The organism is Deltaproteobacteria bacterium, from assembly GCA_009692615.1.
Lineage (GTDB): Bacteria > Desulfobacterota > Binatia > UBA9968 > UBA9968 > DP-20.
The window spans coordinates 1-20,422 of sequence record SHYW01000094.1 but is presented as its reverse complement, the minus strand read 5'-3'; the positions used below and the strand labels follow the sequence as shown (position 1 = coordinate 20,422).

The window sequence follows — 20,422 nt, the reverse complement described above, 5'->3', positions numbered from 1 at the left end:
GCGGCCTCAACCACGGTGATCTCGCTGCGATATACTCGTTGAATTACGTCTAGTCGTTTCTCGTCTTTCATTGTCAGGGTTGTCATCCTTCCACCCTGACATAATTACGTTGCCGTTAACCCCTGACATAATCACTTTGCTACAACACGAATCGAAATGGTGAATTGACAAGCGAATCGGCCTGGGTTAGATTAAGCCGCTTTTTTGGACTAGTAATATTTCTCGATTGAATAATGGCTTTACGTTAGCAGCAATAGAGTCTCGGGAGGAAGTATGGTTCGGCGGGAAAAATCCAATTATGTCATACAATCGGTTTCCCACGCTTTCGACGTGTTGGAACAGTTTTACGCCAATGTCGACGAGATCGGCGTCACTGAGTTGAGCAAGCGGTTAAAGCTGCACAAGAACAATGTCTTTCGTTTGCTCGCGACGCTGGAAGCACGCGGCTATATCGAGCAAAACAAGATTAGCGAAAATTATCGCCTGGGTTTGAAATGTTTGCAGTTGGGGCAAACTTTTATTCACCAGATGGGTCTGCTGTTGCAGTCCCGAGCGATTCTCGAAGAGTTATCGAAGTCGACCAAAGAGAGCGCCTATGTCGCGGTGCGTAAAGGTAACGCGATTATCCCCCTCGACTTTGTCGAGCCGGCGCGGCCAGTGCGGGTGGTTTCGTTTCTCGGCACCGTGCTGCCGGCACACTGCACGGCGGCGGGCAAGGCGCAATTGTTGTTCGAGGCCGAAGGCAGCACCGGCGCCAAGCTTCCCGAATCTCTCGATCGTTACACCGACAAAACGATTGTCGACCGCAATTTGTTGCGCGAACAGATGAGCAAGATCGGCGAGTCGGGCTATGCTGTGGAATGCGGCGAGTTTACCGAAGATGTCAATGGCGTGGCGGTGCCGATCCGCGATTACACGAGGTCGCTGGTGGGAACCTTGGCGGTGGTCGGTCCGAGCCATCGTCTCACGGAAGAGACGATTCACAGCGAGATCGCGCCGGCGCTGATCAAAGCCGGCAGCGAACTTTCGCGCCGATTGGGGTTTTACCCTTAGGGAGTGAATCGCGCCGGCGTGGCGGTTACTGACGATCGATCGGCCAGCGCGAATTGACAAGGTTAGAGTATCGACGATCTGTGGTGTGCGCGGCGGCGCGGGAATCCTGGCCAGTCAGCGAATCCATTCGACAATTCTTTTGACAGACTACTTCCAGCGACGGTATGAAGGGAGTTAAACGGAGGTCCATGCGGTCGCTATGTTGACAACCCTGGAAAAGATTTTGTTCGTGCTGTTGGCCGCGGGCTCGGGCTATTTCGGCGGCAGGAAACTCTACGACGTTTACCGCGCCATCGCCCGCGGCAAACCGGACGCGCGCTTCGACGATCTGCCCAAACGGATTCGCCAAGCTTTGTGGATCGTGCTCACCCAGCAGTCGGTGTTCAAGGCGCGGCCGCTGATTTCGTTTTTCCACGCGCTGATCTTCTACGGTTTCGTTTTTTATTTTTTGGTCAATCTCGTCGACGTGCTCGAAGGTTTTTTTGGCCTCCATGCGCGCGGCGGTGCTTGGAACCTATTCAACGTCGTTGCCGATCTGCTGACCCTCGGCGTGCTCACCGGCATCGTCGCCATGTTGGCGCGCCGCCTGCTGATTCGTCCCAAAGACTTCGCCTTTGCCGACAACACTCCCGTCGAGCCGGAAGTGCGCGGCGGGATTTTTCGCGACTCGACGTTCGTCGCCAGCTTCATCCTTTTTCATGTCGGCTGCCGGCTCATGTTCAAAGCGACCCAAGTCGCTCAGCAGGGGAGCGACGGCTTCCAGCCGGTGAGTTCGGCCTTCGCGGTATTATTCACCGCTGCTTCGCCTGCGTCGTTGGAACTGCTCAATCATTTTTTCTGGTGGGGCGCGCTCGGATCGATTTTACTTTTCTTGCCGTACTTTCCGCGCTCCAAGCATATTCATATTTTCCTCGCGCCGATCAATTTGGCATTGAAAAAGGACAAGCCCGGCGTGCTGCAGCCGATGGATTTCGAGAAAGAAGAAGTCTTTGGCGCCGCCAAGCTCGAAGATTTCGGCTGGCCGCGTTTGTTGGACTCTTACAGCTGCATCATGTGCAATCGTTGTCAGGATGTTTGTCCGGCGGCGAACACCGGCAAGGCGCTCAGTCCCGCGGCGATGATCATCAACGAACGCTACGAGCTCAACAAGATTTTTCCGAGCTTCGCCGCCGGTGAGGCCAGTCCGCGGCCGCTGCTCGACTTCGCCCTCAACGAAGAATCGGCGTGGGCCTGTACGACCTGCAATGCCTGCATCGAAGTCTGTCCGGTGGGCAACGAACAGATGCTGCACATCATTGATGTGCGCCGCGAACGAGTGCTCGGCGCCGCGGAATTTCCCAAAGGTTTGCAAAATGCCTACAACCATATGGAGCGCGCCGGCAACCCATGGGGCATGACGACCGACGAACGTGTCGCTTGGACTAAAGGTTTGCCGTTTGCCGTACCGACGTTGGCGGAAAATCCCGATCCCGAAGTGCTCTACTGGGTCGGCTGCGCGGTGGCCTTCGATCCGCGGGCGCAAAAAATCGCCCGCAGCATGGCCGAGCTGTTCACCGCGGCGAAAATCAATTGGGCGGTGATCGGCAAAGAAGAAAAATGCACCGGCGACACGGCGCGGCGCACCGGCAATGAATATTTATTCGTCCAGATGGCCGAAGAAAACATCGCCGTGCTGAACGACATCAAGCCCAAGACCATCGTCACGACTTGCCCGCACTGTTTTCACACTATCGGCAACGAGTATCCGCAGTTTGGCGGTAATTATGTCGTCAAGCATCATAGCGATTTCATCGACGAGTTGGTCAAGGCCGGCAAGCTCAAACTCAAAGGCGACGGCCAAGATTCGATCACCTATCACGATCCTTGTTACCTCGGCCGGCATAACGGCATCTTCGACGAGCCGCGCGGCTTGATCCAAGCCACCGGCGCCAAACTCACCGAGCCCGAGCGCAATCGAAAAAATAGTTTCTGTTGCGGCGCCGGCGGCGGACAGTTCTGGAAGGACGAAGAAAAAGGCACGGAGCGGGTCAGCACCAACCGTTATCGCGAACTCAAGCAGACCGGCGCCAAGACCGTTGCCACGGGATGTCCGTTCTGCATGCGCATGCTCACCGAAGAGACCGCCAAGGAAGAGCCCGAGGTCGCCATGGAAGTTTTGGACATCGCCGAAATTGTCGCTCGGAATTTGCTTAAATGATCATGTGCCGCCACGCTTTGTTCGTGAGCCTGTTTTTTGCCATGCTGGGTAGCGTGAGCGCTTGCCAAGCCGAACCGAAGGTTTCCATCTCGACCAAGACTGGCGTCGTGGCGTTTCAGGTTGAGATCGCCGATACGCCGTCCAAGCGCGAGATGGGTCTGCAGTACCGTAAAGATCTGGCCGCCGACCGCGGCATGATTTTTCTTTTTCCTGGTGAATCCCCGCAGTCGTTTTGGATGAAGAATACGCCGCTGCCGTTGGACATGATCTTCATCGATCGCGAGCGTAAGATCGTCGGTATCGTCGAGCAGACCCAACCTTTTTCCTTGGAGCCGCGCGGGGTGAATGCGCCCAGCCAGTTTGTCTTGGAGATCAATGGCGGTCTGGCCAAACGCCACGGCATCAAAACCGGCGATAGGGTGCGCTTCGAAGAGATCCCGCAACAAAACGTCAGAGAGTAATCCAGTTTGCTGTGGGGAGAGTTTTCACCACAGAGAACCTAGGCGGCAAAGCCGCAACTAAAGACTGGACTCGGACTCGGATTATTTAACCGCAAAGAACGCAAAGTACGCAAAAGGCATGTAGGGGCGACCGGCTGGTCGCCCTTCGGATCGGCTACAAGCAAAATTTTTGCAAGCCGCGCAAACTATCACGGATTGTAGTACAGAGATCACAGTGTAGGGGCCGGTCGCGACCGGCCCAGTTCGGGAATTCCAACCGTAAAGGGCGCAAATAAAAATCCAAAAAAAAGGGACCGAAGCTGGCGCTTCGATCCCTGGGTTCGCGCTTGGAATCGCGCCTTAGATCTCGCTAAAAAAGTACGGCCTGACCGGCGCTAATTTCTCTTCGTAAGAATCCGGGTACATAAACCATAAAGTAGCCGCGATGCTGCTCAACAGCGAATTGCCGTCCTGGGGCGTGAAGCAAGTGCCGATGATTTCCTTGTCGTTATGGATCGCCAGGCTCTGGGCGACGACCACCGTTTGATTCAAAATCCTGCCAAACAATCCATGGTCGCGGCCGAAGGAAAATACCGATGCCGACGATGCCTTATTGGTCATCGCCACGCGGCGCGTCGATTGGAAGCGGCGCATCAACTCCTCTTTGTCGATGGCGCGGCGCAGTCTTAGATTAAAATGAATCGTGTGCATGTACTGCGTGTTGAGCTTCAAAGCCGAGGAAAAAATATTCAAGTCTAGTCCGATGGTCTTGAACAAAGCGTGGGCGTCGTGGCCTTGGTGTGTGCCGTAACGGGCGTCATCGTGTTTGCCGGCCTCCGGCGCCGGAATGAAATCGCCTTCTTGGCTTAAATCGTTGGCTCGGCGCATGCAGACAAAGCGGCTTTCGGCGAGGTTGTCTTCTTTTTCTGGACCTAGCGCGATGGTGTCGATCAACACTGCCAGGTTGTGGGTGTTGCAGCTGACTACCTGGATAAATTTGTCTTCGCCTTTTACCAGCGCTTTGTCGTTGATGCCGCGGGCGTACTTCTTGCCGAAGCCGTCTTCACTGCCCTGGGCGATAAAGCAGCGGCCGTTGTCGGCGTAGCGGTTGTAGATTTTTTCTTTATTCTGATTGCCCACCGGTGTGCAGTCGATGATCACGCTGGCGCGCTCGATCGCTTCTTCGGCCTCGAAGGCCGGCTCCATGCCCATCTCGACAAATTTCTGCCAGCGTTCTTTATCGACGGCGAGCTTGGCACCCTGGCGGCACGAGACCATGACCTTGGAGCGGTCGGTGAGCAGCGGTGTGCGCTTGTGGAAGGTCACTTCGTCGATGCCAAACTGCTCCTTGAAGGTGGAGAGAATTCCGACGAGTGGCTCTCCGATGGTGCCAGTGCCGACGATGTGAACGATTTTTTTATGTGCCATGGCCTTCTTCCTGCTCAAATTGATGAAGCGATTTTAGCCCAACAGTGTCAAACGATCAACAGTAAATCGTTACGATTGACGAATTCTGCGCGCCGCACGAGTAGAAATCGATAATTCCCCTTAATCGCGTCGGCTAGATGTGGTAGAAATCGTTCGAGGGGGGGGCGTTATGGCACAAGACAATCTGCCCGCGGCATTTTTCACCGACAATTTCGGCATTCACACAGGCGACCTGGACAAGGTCATCGACGCGGCCTTGGGTCAGAAGGCTGACTACGCCGACCTATTCTTCGAATATCGCCGTAACGAAGGCGTCAGTTTGGAAGAGGGGTTGGTCAAGAGCTGTTCTCAGTCAACCTCCAACGGCGTCGGCGTGCGCGTGCTCGCCGAGGCCAAAACCGGTTACGCCTACACCGACGACATCACGATTGAAAATCTTGAAATCGCCGCACGCACGGCGCGCTACATTGCCCAAAATCGGCCGTCGCAAGTGCCCGCGCCGGTGGGCCAGCCGCGCGCCGACAGCCACGATCTCTATCCGATCAAGACGCCGGTCAACGACGTTCCATTGGAAGAAAAAGTCGCGCTACTTTATGAGATTGACAAATTCACCCGCGCGCTCGATTCGCGCATCAAAAATGTTTTTGCCTCCATCGGCGCCGAGTACAAAGTCATGCTGGTGGCGAATTCTCAGGGCATGGTGGTCGGCGATATTCAGCCGCTGACGCGCTTGAACGTTACCTGCATCGTCGAGGAAAACGGCAACCGTCAAATCGGCAGCTTTGGTGGCGGCGGCCGGGTCGAGTTCGGATTTTTTGTCGACCACAAAGATTACGAGCGCTACGCGCGCGAGGCGGTGCGCCAAGCGGTGCTCAACTTGAGTGCGGTGGACGCGCCGGCGGGGACGATGGATGTGGTGCTCGGTCCGGGCTGGCCGGGAATTCTTCTCCATGAAGCGATCGGCCACGGCCTGGAAGGCGACTTCAACCGCAAGAAGACTTCGGCTTTTTCCGATCGCATCGGTCAGAAAGTCGCTTCGGAACTTTGCACGGTGATTGACGACGGCACGATCCCGTCGCGGCGCGGGTCGATCAACGTCGACGACGAAGGCACGCCGACCGGCCGCACGGTGCTGATCGAGAACGGCATTCTCAAAGGTTATCTGCAAGACAAGCTCAACGCCGGCTTGATGAAGATGACGCCCACCGGCAACGGCCGGCGCGAAAGCTACGCGCATATTCCCATGCCGCGCATGACCAATACGTTCATGCTCGCCGGCCAGTCGGCGCCGGAAGACATTTTGCGCTCGGTGAAAAAAGGCTTGTACGCCGTCTCATTCGGCGGCGGCCAAGTCGATATCACCAGCGGCAAGTTCGTCTTTTCCGCCAGCGAAGCTTACCTGATCGAAGACGGTCATGTGACCCGGCCGGTGAAAGGCGCGACCTTGATCGGCAACGGCCCCGACGTGTTGACGCGCGTCTCGATGGTCGGCGGCGATTTGAAACTTGACGAAGGCGTCGGCACCTGCGGCAAGGACGGTCAATCGGTGCCGGTGGGCGTCGGACTACCGACGATTAAAATCGACGGCTTGACGGTGGGTGGAACAGCGGCGTGATGATGCGTTTCGGTTTTTGCGTTTCGAGTTTCGAGTTGATCGGAATTTTCCGAACATGAAACAAGAAAGCCGAAACCCGTAACTCGAAATTGAGGATCGAATGGAACGATTGCAACTGAGTGAAGAGTTGGGGCGCGAAGTTCTCGCCATGGCGAAGAACAAAGGCGCGTCGTCGGGCGATGTGGTGATGGCGGAGAGCGATTCGTTTTTCGTCACCGTGCGCATGGGCGAGGTGGAAAAAATCAGCCAGGCGGGCGAGAAGCGCTTGGGCGTGAGATTGTTTTTCGCCAATAGCTCGGCGACGGCGTCTACTTCGGACATTTCGAAAAAGTCGTTGGAAAAACTGGTCGACGACACCGTCAAGATGGCCCACGCCACGGCGCAAGATCCAGTGAGCGGTTTGCCTTCGGCGGAGCTGTTGGCGCGCGAGCTGCCGGATATGGATTTGATCGACGACGGTGCGCGAAAAATTTCCGTCGATGACAAAATTCAGATCGCTTTAGAGACGGAAAAAAATGCCCTGGCCTTCGACCCGCGTATCGGCAACTCCGAAGGCGCCGAGTTCTCCAATCAATTCGGCCGGGTGATTTACGTCACGAGCCACGGCTTCGCCGGTGAATACTCGGGCTCGACCTTCGGCCATTCGGTGTCGCCGGTAGCGCAGCAGAATGGCGCCATGCAGCGCGACTATTGGTATTCGTCCAATCGTAAATTCGCAAAGTTGGAATCGTCCAAACATGTCGGCGAGAAAGCCGCCCAGCGCGCCCTGCGTCGGCTCGGTGGTCGCAAGGTGAAAACCTGCGAGGCGCCGGTGATCTTCGATGCCGAGATGGCGGCGTCGCTGCTGCGCAGTTTGGCGTCGGCGATCTCCGGCTACTCGCTCTACAAAGGCGCGTCGTTTTTGGCCGGCAAGTTAGGCGCCAAGATCGGCTCGGATCTGCTCAACGTCATAGATGACGGCACGATTCCCGGCGCACTGGGCTCGCGCCCCTTCGACGGCGAAGGGTTGCCGATCAGAAAAAAGAGCGTGGTCGAAAAAGGCGAGCTGAAAACCTATCTGCTCGACACCTACAGCGGTAAAAAACTCGGCATGGCTTCCACCGGCAACGCTTCGCGTTCGGTTGGCGATGCGCCGGGAGTGTCGCCGGCGAATTTCTATTTGCTGCCGGGAAAAAATTCCGCGGAGCAAATCATCGCGTCGGTTAAGTCGGGACTCTACGTCACCGAGATGATCGGCTCCGGCGTCAACATGGTCACCGGCGACTACTCCCGCGGCGCCGCGGGAATGTGGATCGAAAACGGCGAGCTGGCTTTTCCCGTCGAAGAGATCACCATCGCCGGCAACTTGAAAGACATGTTCAACAACATCGAAATGGTCGGCAACGACCTCGACCTGCGCGGCCGCGTCGCCGCGCCGACGGTGAAGATCTCGCGTATGACGATTGCGGGGGAGTAGGGCGCGGTCGTCCAAACGGGTGATTTTTCAGGTGTCAAATTTGGCCACCATCGCGCAACCGAAAAAATTAGTATTGTGTTCCCGGGATTACGCGAAGATTATACAGATTGTGATTCTGCTAAAAAAGTCTTCCGCGAAAATTGATGCCAAAAATTTTCGCTTACAAATGCATGCCCCGCGATCAACGTTCTCGACACGGTCAATGATTTTGTTCTTCCCGAATTTTCGCGAGTAGGGGGTTTTTCAGCAGAATCCATTGTTATGTCTGACCCCATACCCAACATACCCAAACGGTGCGCACGGCGCATCCTGCAAGGCTGAATGGTCGAGACTCAAGCGGTAACGGTTTTGTTTCGGGGAGATTTCGCAGCCGCCGGCTATTTCTTTTCCAAATGCAGCAGCCCTTTTTGCGTGTCGATGTCCATACGGAAGTTGCTCAAAAAATTCAAACCTAAAAGGCCGGAGGCATGAATATCCGGGGTGGCATCGTGGACGGCGGCGGTGAGATTCTTGATCTCCATGCCGCCGACGGTGATCGAGTCGATCGTCGTCAACGGCGCTTCGACTACGCCATTGGCGGTGTGAAAGGGCATGGTCTTGCGGTTGCGGGTTAGGTCGATGTCGAGATCGCGCGCCAGGGATTGAGAAATCAGCGTGTAGCTGGCGCCGGTGTCGACCACTAAGTTGACGGTCTGGCGATTGTTTAAGGTCACTGGAACGATGACGACGTTACCGTTTCTTGCAAACGGGATGGAGGCTTTGCGCGGCGCTGCTTTGACTTCGGGCGCAGGCGCGCGGGGGCTGTCTTTGGCAATTATCCGGTTGGCGCCTTCGCGCTGCTTGGGCGGCACGTCGTGGAGATTGTCGGTGATGTGGAGCACGCCGTTGTCGTCGATCCAGCGGTAGTATTCGGCCGCGCTAAGCGGCTGGAGGCCAACGCCGATGACGAAGAACGTCAAGATGGATGCGAGAACAGCGGGTGACAATTTCACGATGAAATCAGTTTAACACTTCCGTGCTGATGACGATAGCGAGTTTTCAGCGACCGGTTTGCTCGATTGACGGCATGGCCATCTGTCAATCAATGAACCGCGGCATGCTTTACAAGGTGTTAACCGTGTGCTAGAAACTCTGTAACTAAAAACGAAAGAGAGAAGCAGAGCGGAGATTATGGGAATTGCTGAACAGCAGAAACAAAACGTGGTCGAGCAGTTCAGGGTTCATCAAACGGACACCGGCTCTCCCGAAGTGCAAGTTGCCTTGTTAAGTCAGCGTATCGAACACCTCACCGAGCACTTCAAGGTTCATGTTAAGGATCACCATTCTCGTCGTGGCCTCCTGATGCTCGTAGGGCAGAGGAGAAGGCTTTTGGATTACCTGCGCGTTATCAGTGTCGAGCGCTACCAAAATCTGATCCAACGACTCGGAATACGTAAATAGCCCATCCCAGCCGGCCAGCGGTTTCCACAGCTCCGTCAATCCTGCAGAGGATTATTATGATGAAGAAAGTCGAAATAGATTTTCACGGTCGACCCTTGTCCATCGAAGTTGGACGGTTGGCGAAACAGGCCGATGGCGCCGCGCTGGTAACCTATGGCGAGACGGTGGTTTTGGTAACCGCAGTGGCCGCCAAAGATTTGAAGATGGAGGCGGATTTCTTTCCGCTCACTGTCGACTACCAGGAAAAATCCTTCGCTGCCGGTAAGATACCCGGTGGGTTCTTCAAGCGTGAAGGGCGCCCTTCGGAAAAAGAAATTCTTACCTGCCGGCTGATCGATAGATCGATTCGGCCGTTGTTTGCCGACGGGCTGCGCTGCGAGACTCAAGTGATCGCCACGGTGCTGTCCGCCGACAAAGAGAACGACCCCGATGTGGTCGCCATGCTTGGCACATCGGTCGCTCTCCATATCTCCGATATTCCATTCAATGGCCCGTTGGCCGGCGTGCGCATCGGCCGCATCGATGGCAAGTGGGTGATGAATCCGACCCAGAGCCAGTTGGGCGATAGCGATGTCGATATTTTCCTTTCCGGCAGCAAAGACGCCATCGTCATGGTCGAAGGCGGCGCCCAGATCGTTCCCGAAGCGGAAATTCTCGAAGCCTTGTTCGCCGGCCACGATGCGATCCAGCCGTTGCTAAGAGCCCAAGAAGAGTTGCGCCAGGCGCTGGGCAAGCCCAAGCGCCATGTGCCGTTGGCCGAACTCAATCACGACATCGTCCGCCGCGTCGAAGAGCTGGCCTCGGCCAAACTCAAACAGGCCCTCGATGTGCCGGAAAAACTCGAACGCTACAAACGCATCGCCGAATTGAAAAGCGAAGTGGTGCCCCAGGCGCTGTCGGAATTTCCCGACAAGCAGAAGGATATCAAAGGCGCCTTCGAGGAGCTTAAGAAGAAGGTTTTTCGCGGTTTGGTGATTCATCAAGAGCGGCGCATCGACGGCCGCGGCTTGAAAGACATCCGGCCGATCAGCTGCGAAGTTGAAGTATTGCCGCGCACCCACGGCTCGGCGCTGTTTACCCGCGGCGAGACTCAAGCGTTGGTCGTTGCCACCCTCGGCACCGCTTCCGACGAACAGCGCGTCGATGCTTTGGTCGGCGAGCATTTCAAAAAATTCATGCTTCATTATAACTTCCCGCCGTTCAGCGTTGGTGAAGTAAAGTTTCTGCGCGGCCCCGGCCGGCGTGAAATCGGCCATGGCAATTTGGCCGAGCGCGCGTTGATTCCGGTTCTGCCGACGGATGGAGGCTTTCCTTACACCATTCGCTTGGTTTCGGAAATTTTAGAATCCAACGGTTCGACCTCGATGGCGAGTGTGTGCGGCGGTTCGTTGGCGATGATGGATGCCGGCGTGCCGGTGTCCGCGCCGGTCGCCGGTATCGCCATGGGTTTGATCAAGGAAGGCGAGGCGGTGCGCGTGCTTTCGGATATTCTCGGCGACGAGGATCATTTGGGCGACATGGATTTCAAAGTCGCCGGTACCGCGGCGGGCGTCACGTCGCTGCAGATGGATATCAAAATCAGCGGCGTCACGCGCCAGGTCATGGAGCAAGCGCTGCATCAGGCCAAAGAAGGCCGCATGCATATTCTCGGCATCATGAACCAGACGTTGACCGCAGGGCGCAGCAATGTTTCCGGTCATGCGCCGCGCATCATAACGATTCATGTCAAGCCGGAGAAGATTCGCGAAATCATCGGCCCCGGCGGCAAAGTGATCCGCGGCATCATCGAAGCGACCGGCGTCAAGATGGACGTCGAAGACGACGGCAGCGTGACCATCGCTTCGGCCGACTCCGCGGCATCGCAAAGGGCCATCGAAATGGTTCAGAACATCATCGCGGAGCCGGAGATCGGCCGCATCTATAAAGGCACCGTGCGCAAGATCATGGAGTTCGGCGCCTTCGTCGAAATCATGCCTGGCACCGACGGCTTGGTGCATATTTCTCAGCTCGCCGCCGGACGGGTGAACAAGGTAACCGACATCCTCAAAGAGGGCGACGAGGTGATGGTCAAGGTTTTAGAGATCGACAAGCAGGGTAAGATTCGCTTGAGCCGCAAGGAAGCGCTGCAAGATAGTCAAGACGGCGCGCCCCAGGCGTAAGGGCGACTTATCACGATGTTCGCCAAGACGACTCTGGACAACGGCATCCGCGTGGTTTCACGTGAGATGACCGATCATCGCTCGGTGAGCCTCGGTATCTGGGTGGAGAACGGCTCGCGCCACGAGAGCGCGCCGCAAAACGGCATCTCCCACTTCATTGAGCATCTACTTTTCAAAGGCACCGAGCGGCGCAGCGCCGCCGAGATCGCCGAACAGATGGACGCCGTCGGCGGCGTTTTGAACGCATTCACTTCCAAAGAACAAACCTGTTATTACGCCAAAGTCCTCGATGAAGACTTGCCGCTGGCGATCGACCTGTTGAGCGATATTTTTCTCCATTCGCAGTTCGATGCCGAGGAGATCGAGCGCGAGCGCTCGGTGATTCTGCAAGAGATATCCCAGGCTGAAGACACTCCTGACGATTACGTTCACGATCTGTTCAGCGTCGATTTCTTCAAAGATCATCCCATCGCCCGGCCGATTTGCGGCAGGCTCGAGACGGTCAATAGTTTTCAGCGCGCCGACTTCGTCGATTTTTTCAAAACCCGTTACCGGCCGCGCCGGGTGGTGGTTTCCGCCGCGGGCAATTTTCGCCACGACGATTTGGTCAAGGAGATGACCGCGCGCTTGGGTTCGGTGGTCGACGCCAAAGATGCGTCAACTGCGCCTCTCGAAGGCGAAACCGCGCCGGAGATGGCGAGCGGCGTATTTCCCCATTCGAAAGATCTCGAACAAGTTCATCTCTGTTTGGGCATGGCCGGCGTCGCCCAGGGCGATCCCCGGCGCTATCCAGCCTATGTGCTAAATACCTTGCTCGGCGGCGGCATGAGCTCGCGCTTGTTTCAGGAGATTCGCGAGAAGCGCGGCAAGGCCTATTCGGTCTATTCTTTTTCGTCGTCCTACAAAGACGTCGGTTATCTCGGCGTCTACGCCGGCACCAGCGTCGAGTCGGCCGAAGAAGTCGTCGAGCTGGTGGTGAAAGAACTCAAAAAAATGGCCGCCGGTGAAATTACCGAAGCCGAGTTGGCGCGCACGCGCGGCCAATTGGTCGGCAGCATGATGCTCGGCTTGGAATCCACCGATTCATGGATGAGCCACATCGCGCGCAACGAAATCTATTACGGCAAGTCGGTGACCACCGAGGAAATCTGCCAGCGCATCCGCGCCGTGACGCGCGACGATGTCGTGCACTTGGCCGACAGTTTGTTTCATCCCGAAGCGATGACTTTGACGCTGCTCGGCGATTTCAAAGACGGCTTCAAAATCAGCAGTCTCAATTCGACTCATTAACTTTAAATTATTCTCTGGCGACTCCGTGGAACAGATACGCGTGCAGATCAAACGGATGCGGCCGGGCCCAGCCGCGCTCGATCTGCCGGCGTACATGACCGAAGGGGCGGCGGGGCTCGATCTTTGCGCCGACATTGAAAGTGACGTCGTGTTGGCGCCCATGGCCCGCACTTTGATTCCCACCGGTATCGCCATTGCCCTGCCGATCGGCTTCGAAGCGCAGATCCGGCCGCGCAGCGGCTTGGCCTTGAAGCAAGGTTTCACACTAGTCAATACTCCCGGCACCATCGATTCGGACTACCGCGGCGAGATTCAGATCATCGCCATCAATCTCGGCAGCGAGCTGATCGTCATTGAGCGCGGCCAGCGTATCGCGCAGATGGTTTTGCAGCGGGTGCTACGCGCCCAGTGGCAAGAAGTTGACGAGCTGTCTACGACCACGCGCCAAGAGGGCGGCTTCGGCCACACCGACAACGCGCAAAAAAAAACATAGAAAATTATTTGCATCCCTTGACCCGCTGAGCGATTCGATATCTATTTCATTTTATGATCGCGCGTTACACTCGTCCGGAGATGGGCCGCATTTGGTCCGAGGAAAATAGTTTTCAAAAATGGCTCGAGGTGGAAATCCTCGCCGCCGAAGGGTTGGCGACGCTCGGCAAAGTTCCCAAGGCCGCGATCGCGCGGATTCGCAAGAAAGCGCGCTTCGACGTCAAGCGCATTCGCGCCATCGAAGCCGAGGTCAAGCATGAGATCATCGCGTTTCTAAGTTCCGTCGCCGAGTTCATCGGCGACGACGCGCGCTACCTGCACGTCGGCATGACCTCTTCGGATGTCATGGACACGGCGCTGGCGATACAATTCAAAGAAGCCTCGGCGATCATCACCCAAGATCTTAAAAATCTCATGCAGGCGCTGCGCCGCCAGGCGCGCAAGTACAAATGGACCGTGCAGATCGGCCGCACCCATGGCGTCCACGCCGAACCGATCACATTCGGCTTAAAACTAGCGCTTTGGTATCAAGAGATGGCGCGCAATTTGTCGCGCTTCGAAAAGGCCGTCGACGACATTTGCGTCGGGCAGATTTCCGGCGCGGTGGGCACCTTCGCGCAGATCTCGCCGAAAGTGGAAGCCTACGTTTGCCGTAAAGCCGGTCTTAAGCCGGCGTTGGTTTCCAATCAGATCATTCAGCGCGACCGCCACGCTTTTTACTTCGCGACCTTGGCGATCATTGCCAGCTCATTGGAAAAGTTCGCCGTCGAAGTGCGCCACTTGCAGCGCACCGAAGTGCAGGAAGCCGAAGAGCCGTTTACCGCGGGACAAAAAGGTTCGTCGGCGATGCCGCACAAGCGCAATCCGATTTTATCCGAAAATGTTTCCGGTTTGGCCCGGCTGATGCGTTCCTATGCGATGGCCGCCATGGAAAACGTGCCGCTCTGGCATGAGCGCGACATCAGCCATTCTTCCGTCGAAAGAGTCATCGCGCCGGACGCGACCATCGCGTTGGACTTCATGTTGCGGCGCATGACTTATGTCTTGGGCAATCTGTGCGTCTATCCCGACAACATGAAGCGCAACTTAGAAAAAAGCGGCGGCACGGTATTCTCGGAAAAAGTTTTGCTCGCCCTGGTCGCCAAGGGCATCTCACGGGATGTTGCCTACCGCATGGTCCAGCGCCACGCTTTGAAAGTCGGCAAGGAAGGCGGCGACATGAAGCGCGAGCTCCTCAATGACGGAGAAATTCGCCGCTATCTCGCGCCCAAAGAAATTGACGCGATCTGGGGCGTCAAGCACCATTTGACCAACGTCGATTTTATTTTTCGCCGAGCGTTCAAATAATTCTCCAGTCACGAAGGTTACCCATATGCGTGTGAAAATATTTGTCTCGCTGAAACACGGCGTGCTCGATCCCCAGGGCAAAGCCATCGAACGCTCGCTGCACACGCTCGGCTACTCAGAAGCAAAAGAAGTGCGTGTCGGAAAATATCTAGAACTCGATGTCGAAGCGCCGTCGCGCCAAGCCGCGGAGCTTCGCATCCGCGAGATGTGTGATAAGCTTTTAACTAACACGGTGATTGAAGACTACCGGTTTGAAATCAGTCCGGAGTCCTGAGAACGATAAGTTTCTCCAGCTCAGCACTCGTTACTCAACGCTCATTACGACTTATGCATTGGGGTGTCATCACTTTTCCCGGTTCTTGCGACGACCAAGACGTGGTCGATTCGTTGCGCGGCGATTTACGTCAAACCGTCACGCCGTTATGGCACAAAGACGAATTGCAGGGCGACTTCGATTGTCTGGTCTTGCCCGGCGGCTTTTCCTACGGCGATTACCTGCGCTGCGGCGCCATGGCGCGCTTCTCGCCGGTGATGCGCGGCGTGGTGAAGTTCGCCGAGAGCGGCGGCCTGGTGCTGGGCATTTGCAACGGCTTTCAGATTCTTTGCGAGTCCGGTTTGCTGCCCGGCGCGTTGGTGCGCAATGCCGGACTTCAATTCATCTGCCAGACGGTGCATCTGCGCGTCGAAGAAACCGACACGCCGTTTACCGGCGCCATTAAAAAAAATCAGCTGCTGCAGATTCCGATCAAACATGGCGAGGGCTGTTACTTTGCCGATGAGCCGACCTTGGAACGGCTGCGCAAGAATCGCCAGATTCTTTTGCGCTACGTCGACGCCAAAGGCAAACCCACAGCGCCGGCCAATCCCAACGGCTCGTTGGAGAACATCGCCGGCATTTGCAATGAGCGGCGCAATGTCTTCGGCTTGATGCCCCATCCGGAAGACGCTTGCAATAAAATGCTCGGCAGCGACGACGGCGCGAAGATCTTCACCTCCATCGCGGCGGCGTGCGCCGAAAGGGCCAAGCGGCATGGCTGAGGCGCCGAGCAAAAAATTAGTCCAACCGGAAGTGACTCCGGAACTGGTGGCGAGCCACGGTCTCGCGCCCGACGAGTATGGAAAAGTCGTGGGCATTCTCGGCCAGGCGCCCAACTTCACCGAGCTCGGCGTGTTTTCGGTCATGTGGTCGGAACATTGCAGCTACAAGAGTTCGCGGGTCTATTTGAAAAATTTGCCCACTGAAGGGCCTTATGTTTTACAGGGGCCGGGTGAGAACGCCGGTGTGGTCGACATTGGCGACGGTCTCGCCGTGGCTTTCAAAATGGAAAGCCACAACCATCCGTCGTTTATCGAGCCCTATCAAGGCGCCGCCACCGGCGTGGGCGGTATCCTGCGCGATATTTTCACCATGGGCGCCCGGCCCATCGCGTCGCTCAACTCGCTGCGCTTCGGCGCCATCGATCATCCGCGCACGCGCTATTTGGTTTCCGGCGTGGTCTCGGGCATCGGCGGTTACGGCAACTGTATCGGTGTGCCGACGGTGGGCGGGGAATGTTATTTCGACGAATGCTACAACGCCAATATTTTGGTCAATGCTTTCACCCTCGGTTTAGTCGATAAGAAAAAAATCGTCACCGGTCTCGCCCAGGGCGTCGGTAATGCCGTCATGTATGTCGGCTCCAAGACCGGCCGCGACGGCATTCACGGCGCCACCATGGCGTCGGAATCGTTCTCGGAGGAAAAAGAACAACGCCGGCCGACGGTGCAGGTGGGCGATCCGTTCACAGAAAAATTATTGCTCGAAGCTTGCTTGGAGTTGTTCGACCACGACTACATCATCGGCATCCAAGACATGGGTGCCGCCGGCTTGACGAGTTCTTCCACCGAAATGGCGGGACGAGGCGGCTGCGGCATCGAGCTCGATCTCAACCTTGTGCCGATGCGCGAAAACGGCATGACGCCCTATGAAATTCTCCTCTCGGAATCGCAAGAGCGCATGCTCTTGGTGGCCAAGCCGGGTTGCGAAGAAAAGATCAAAGAGATTTTCGACAAATGGGATCTCGATGCCGTTGTCGTCGGCCATGTGACCGACGATCAGCAATTTCGCTGCCGCTGGCATGGCGAAGAGGTGGCACGGATTCCCATCGCCGCGCTGACCAAAGAAGCGCCGGTTTATCAGCGGCCGGCGGCGCGGCCGGCGGCGCAGGATCAGCTGCAACATCTCGACGGCGCGGCGATCAAGGAACCGAAGGATCTCACCGCCGCGTTCAAACAGCTTTTAGCTTCGCCCAACATCGCTTCGAAGGAGTGGATCTATCGCCAGTACGATCAGTTCGTGCGCACCAACACTGTGGTCGCTTCCGGCGCCGATGCCGCGGTGATCCGCATCAAGGGCAGCGCCAAGGGCTTGGCTTTGACCGTCGATGGCAATAGCCGCTACTGCTATCTCGATCCCTACGTCGGCGGCGTACTGGCGGTGGCCGAAGCGGCGCGTAATCTCGCCTGCGTCGGCGCGCGGCCGGTGGGCTTGACCGATTGTTTGAACTTCGGCAGCCCGGAAAATCCCGCGGTCATGTGGCAGTTCGCCGAAGTGATTCAAGGCATGCGCGACGCCTGCATCGCGCTCAACGTTCCGGTGGTGAGCGGCAACGTCAGTTTTTACAACGAGACCGACGGCGTGCCGATCCACCCGACGCCGACCGTCGGCATGGTCGGCATTTTAGATAAAGTTAGCAAAGTGGTGACGCCTTGGTTCAAAACCACCGGCGATGTGGTCGTTCTACTCGGCCGTACCCGCGACGAGTTGGGCGGCAGCGAATATTTAAAATCGCTGCACGGTCTAACTAAAGGCACCCCGCCATGGATCGATTTGAAACTCGAGCTGGCGGTGCAGAACTGCTGTCTCGAAGCGATCGACGGGTCGCTGTTGCGCTCGGCCCATGATGTGTCCGACGGCGGTTTGGCCGTGGCGTTGGCCGAGTGCTGTGTCGGCGGACCGGACAAGCCGTTAGGCGTGCGCATCGAGACCCAGGAAATGATTCGCGGCGATGCATTGCTGTTCAGCGAGTCGCAATCGCGCATCGTTGTGTCGCTCAAGGAAGCCAACGTCGACGGCCTGAAAGAGATCGCCGAGCGCCGCCATGTGCCGCTGCAGGTGATCGGGACTGTGGGCGGCGCGCGTCTGACGATTCAGCCGTTGCTGCAGATCGCGGTAGAAGAACTCAAGGCAATCTGGTCTAATGGGCTGACGGCTCGGCTCAAATAGTTCGGCAAAGAATTCACGACAAAGAGCACAAGGTTCACAAAGTAAGAAGAAGATTCGGATTCGGAGTGTTAACCGCAAAGTACGCAAAAAAGGAAACGGATTTGTAGGGGCAGCCCCCTGTGGTTGCCCTCACAGCAATGGATCGCGAAAACTGACGATGTCCGATAAATTTCACGATGAGTGCGCGGTGATGGGCGTGTACGGCCACCCCGAGGCGGCCAACATGGTCTATCTCGGCCTCTACGCCTTGCAGCATCGCGGCCAGGAATCTTGCGGCATTGTCACTTCGGACGGCAAAGGGCTGATCTCGCATCGCAAGATGGGCTTGGTCGCCGACGCGTTCAAGGAAGACGTGATCAAGCGGCTCGAAGGGCGCAGCGCCATCGGCCACAACCGCTATTCGACCACGGGCCAGAGTCATCTCAAAAACGCCCAACCCTTCGTCGTTGAATATTCCCAAGGTCCGATCGCGATCTCGCACAACGGCAACTTGGTCAATGGTGCGTTGCTGCGCGAGGAGTTGGAACTGTCGGGATCGATATTTCAATCCACCACCGACACCGAAGTGATCGTGCATTTGATCGCCACGTCGAAGGAGTCGACGTTGATGGGGCGGATCGTCGAAGCTCTGGGGCGCTGCCGCGGCGCCTATTCGTTGCTGTTTTTGACCCTCGATAAACTGATCGCCGCGCGCGATCCCTACGGTTTTCGCCCGCTGGTGTTAGGCCGGTTTCCCGAAGGCAAAAATCGCGGCGCCTATGTCTTCGCTTCTGAAACCTGCGCCCTCGATCTGATCGAAGCGGAGTACGTGCGCGATGTGGAGCCGGGAGAAATTGTGACAATCGGCGCCGACGGCTCGGTGGAATCGCTGAAACCGTTTCCGCCGACGCCTCATGCCAAATGCATCTTCGAATATATTTATTTCGCCCGCCCGGACAGCAATCTGTTCGGCCACAATGTTTATCGCGTGCGCAAAGCGCTCGGCCGCCAGTTGGCGCGGGAGAGTCCGGTGGACGCCGATTTGGTGACGCCGGTGCCGGATTCCGGTGTGCCGGCCGCCATGGGTTTCGCCGAAGAGTCGAAAATTCCCCTCGAGTTCGGCTTGATCCGCAACCACTACGTCGGCCGCACGTTCATCGAGCCGCAGCAGACCATTCGCAACTTCGGCGTTAAAATCAAACTCAACGCCCAGCGCGACGTGCTCAAGGGCAAGCGCGTCATCGTCGTCGACGACTCCATCGTGCGCGGCACCACCAGCCGAAAGATCATCCGCATGTTGCGCGACGCCGGCGCCACCGAAGTGCACCTGCGCGTCAGTTCGCCGGCGACCATCGGGCCGTGCTACTACGGCATCGACACGCCGACCCGCACCGAGCTGATCGCGGCGAACAATACGGAAGACGAAATCCGTCGCTTCGTCGAAGCCGACACGCTCGCTTATTTATCCCAAGAGGGCATGTACACTTACTTCGACGGCCAGAAAAAAGGTTTCTGCGACGCCTGCTTCACCGGTAACTACCCCGTCCACTTCGAAGACGAAGGCCACACCCGCCAACTGCATCTGTTCGACGCGATGAACCGGTAGCGCGGTGCAAGCTTACGCGAAATCATTTTCGCTCTCGAAAAAGTTCAAGAAGCGAACACGATAACGTCCGTGATCGTGTTTTTTTTTGCAGGAAAGTTCGCCCCCTTGTCAGATCGGCGCTGATTTCAGTAGAGTGACGCTAATTTCCGCTGAGTTGTTACCGCGCAGTTGAACGATTTGAGCGGAGCGCATCCTTCGACGATCTCAGGACGAGCGGAAGACCGAGCCGGTCATGGTGAGCTTGTCGAACCATTGAACGGCTGGAACGATTTGAATGCCGCATAGCAGTAATCGCGACCTCGGATATCAAAAAATCTTTTTCGACGTGAACCGATACGTCATGCGCTTGTTGTAAGTTCGTTTGCATGAGGAGTAGAAATCGATATGTGGCAGGCCGATCTTGATTCGATGACGAACGAATTCAATGGCAACAAAGTCGGGACGTAAAAGTCTGACCCTCGTGGCCCTCATGACCCTCGTGGCCCTCACAACCGCAATGGGTCACAATCTTCCGTCGGACGCGCTAGTAACCTTCGCAACTTTCCGATCAGGACAAATAAGATGACTTCGGGATGTCATCAATCGGATTTTCGCTTTCGCGAACGGGAAAGATTGTCGTGACTGTTGTTCTAACCCTCATCACCAGCTGCCAACA

General features: G+C 56.6%; 16 protein-coding genes. 14 read left to right on the top strand and 2 right to left on the bottom strand.

Annotated elements, in window-relative coordinates; genetic code table 11:
* Nucleotides 1–273 precede the first annotated feature (273 nt).
* The 3 genes from EXR70_19280 to EXR70_19270 all read left to right on the top strand — a co-directional run bounded on the left by EXR70_19280 (nucleotide 274) and on the right by EXR70_19270 (nucleotide 3,711).
* Nucleotides 274–1,053, top strand: coding sequence for an IclR family transcriptional regulator (locus EXR70_19280; GenBank protein MSP40636.1), 780 nt, complete (start codon nucleotides 274–276; stop codon nucleotides 1,051–1,053).
* 199 nt (nucleotides 1,054–1,252) lie between these two features.
* On the top strand, nucleotides 1,253–3,250 hold the full coding sequence (locus EXR70_19275) for a (Fe-S)-binding protein (GenBank protein MSP40635.1): 1,998 nt from the start codon (nucleotides 1,253–1,255) through the stop codon (nucleotides 3,248–3,250).
* Nucleotides 3,247–3,711, top strand: a complete 465-nt coding sequence (locus EXR70_19270) for a DUF192 domain-containing protein (GenBank protein ID MSP40634.1) — start codon at nucleotides 3,247–3,249, stop codon at nucleotides 3,709–3,711. Before EXR70_19275 ends, EXR70_19270 begins: the two co-directional genes overlap by 4 nt.
* Before the next feature lie 339 nt (nucleotides 3,712–4,050).
* On the opposite strand, the gene EXR70_19265 is transcribed toward EXR70_19270, so the two are convergent.
* Complete coding sequence (locus EXR70_19265; protein ID MSP40633.1) at nucleotides 4,051–5,118, bottom strand: hypothetical protein; 1,068 nt, start codon at nucleotides 5,116–5,118, stop codon at nucleotides 4,051–4,053.
* A 169-nt stretch (nucleotides 5,119–5,287) separates the two neighbouring features.
* Between EXR70_19265 and tldD the strand changes: the two genes are divergently transcribed.
* Both tldD and EXR70_19255 read left to right on the top strand, forming a co-directional pair.
* On the top strand, nucleotides 5,288–6,733 hold the full coding sequence (gene tldD, locus EXR70_19260; GenBank protein ID MSP40632.1) for a metalloprotease TldD: 1,446 nt from the start codon (nucleotides 5,288–5,290) through the stop codon (nucleotides 6,731–6,733).
* Between the two features lie 100 nt (nucleotides 6,734–6,833).
* Nucleotides 6,834–8,189: a TldD/PmbA family protein gene (locus EXR70_19255; protein MSP40631.1), complete on the top strand. Its 1,356-nt coding sequence runs from the start codon at nucleotides 6,834–6,836 to the stop codon at nucleotides 8,187–8,189.
* Between the two features lie 377 nt (nucleotides 8,190–8,566).
* Here EXR70_19255 and EXR70_19250 read toward each other — a convergent pair whose 3' ends face one another.
* Nucleotides 8,567–9,181, bottom strand: coding sequence for a TIGR02281 family clan AA aspartic protease (locus tag EXR70_19250; protein ID MSP40630.1), 615 nt, complete (start codon nucleotides 9,179–9,181; stop codon nucleotides 8,567–8,569).
* A 178-nt stretch (nucleotides 9,182–9,359) separates the two neighbouring features.
* Between EXR70_19250 and EXR70_19245 the strand changes: the two genes are divergently transcribed.
* The 9 genes from EXR70_19245 (at nucleotide 9,360) to EXR70_19205 (ending at nucleotide 19,767) form a co-directional block, all read left to right on the top strand.
* Nucleotides 9,360–9,629, top strand: a complete 270-nt coding sequence (locus EXR70_19245) for a 30S ribosomal protein S15 (protein MSP40629.1) — start codon at nucleotides 9,360–9,362, stop codon at nucleotides 9,627–9,629.
* A gap of 53 nt (nucleotides 9,630–9,682) precedes the next feature.
* Nucleotides 9,683–11,788 carry a polyribonucleotide nucleotidyltransferase gene (gene pnp / locus EXR70_19240; GenBank protein ID MSP40628.1) on the top strand — a complete coding sequence of 702 codons (2,106 nt, stop codon included), beginning with the start codon at nucleotides 9,683–9,685 and terminating at the stop codon, nucleotides 11,786–11,788.
* Between the two features lie 15 nt (nucleotides 11,789–11,803).
* Nucleotides 11,804–13,078, top strand: coding sequence for an insulinase family protein (locus EXR70_19235; protein MSP40627.1), 1,275 nt, complete (start codon nucleotides 11,804–11,806; stop codon nucleotides 13,076–13,078).
* Between the two features lie 25 nt (nucleotides 13,079–13,103).
* A complete protein-coding gene (locus EXR70_19230) occupies nucleotides 13,104–13,571 on the top strand; it encodes a dUTP diphosphatase (protein ID MSP40626.1) in 468 nt (155 codons plus the stop codon).
* Between the two features lie 53 nt (nucleotides 13,572–13,624).
* Complete coding sequence (locus EXR70_19225) at nucleotides 13,625–14,917, top strand: adenylosuccinate lyase (protein ID MSP40625.1); 1,293 nt, start codon at nucleotides 13,625–13,627, stop codon at nucleotides 14,915–14,917.
* Between the two features lie 25 nt (nucleotides 14,918–14,942).
* Nucleotides 14,943–15,191 carry a phosphoribosylformylglycinamidine synthase subunit PurS gene (gene purS / locus EXR70_19220; protein MSP40624.1) on the top strand — a complete coding sequence of 83 codons (249 nt, stop codon included), beginning with the start codon at nucleotides 14,943–14,945 and terminating at the stop codon, nucleotides 15,189–15,191.
* A gap of 53 nt (nucleotides 15,192–15,244) precedes the next feature.
* The gene (purQ, locus tag EXR70_19215) at nucleotides 15,245–15,955 is read left to right on the top strand and encodes a phosphoribosylformylglycinamidine synthase subunit PurQ (GenBank protein ID MSP40623.1); all 711 of its coding nucleotides are present in this window, start codon (nucleotides 15,245–15,247) and stop codon (nucleotides 15,953–15,955) included.
* A complete protein-coding gene (gene purL, locus EXR70_19210) occupies nucleotides 15,948–18,182 on the top strand; it encodes a phosphoribosylformylglycinamidine synthase subunit PurL (GenBank protein ID MSP40622.1) in 2,235 nt (744 codons plus the stop codon). Before purQ ends, purL begins: the two co-directional genes overlap by 8 nt.
* 157 nt (nucleotides 18,183–18,339) lie before the next feature.
* Complete coding sequence (locus EXR70_19205) at nucleotides 18,340–19,767, top strand: amidophosphoribosyltransferase (protein MSP40621.1); 1,428 nt, start codon at nucleotides 18,340–18,342, stop codon at nucleotides 19,765–19,767.
* The last annotated feature ends 655 nt before the right edge of the window (nucleotides 19,768–20,422 follow it).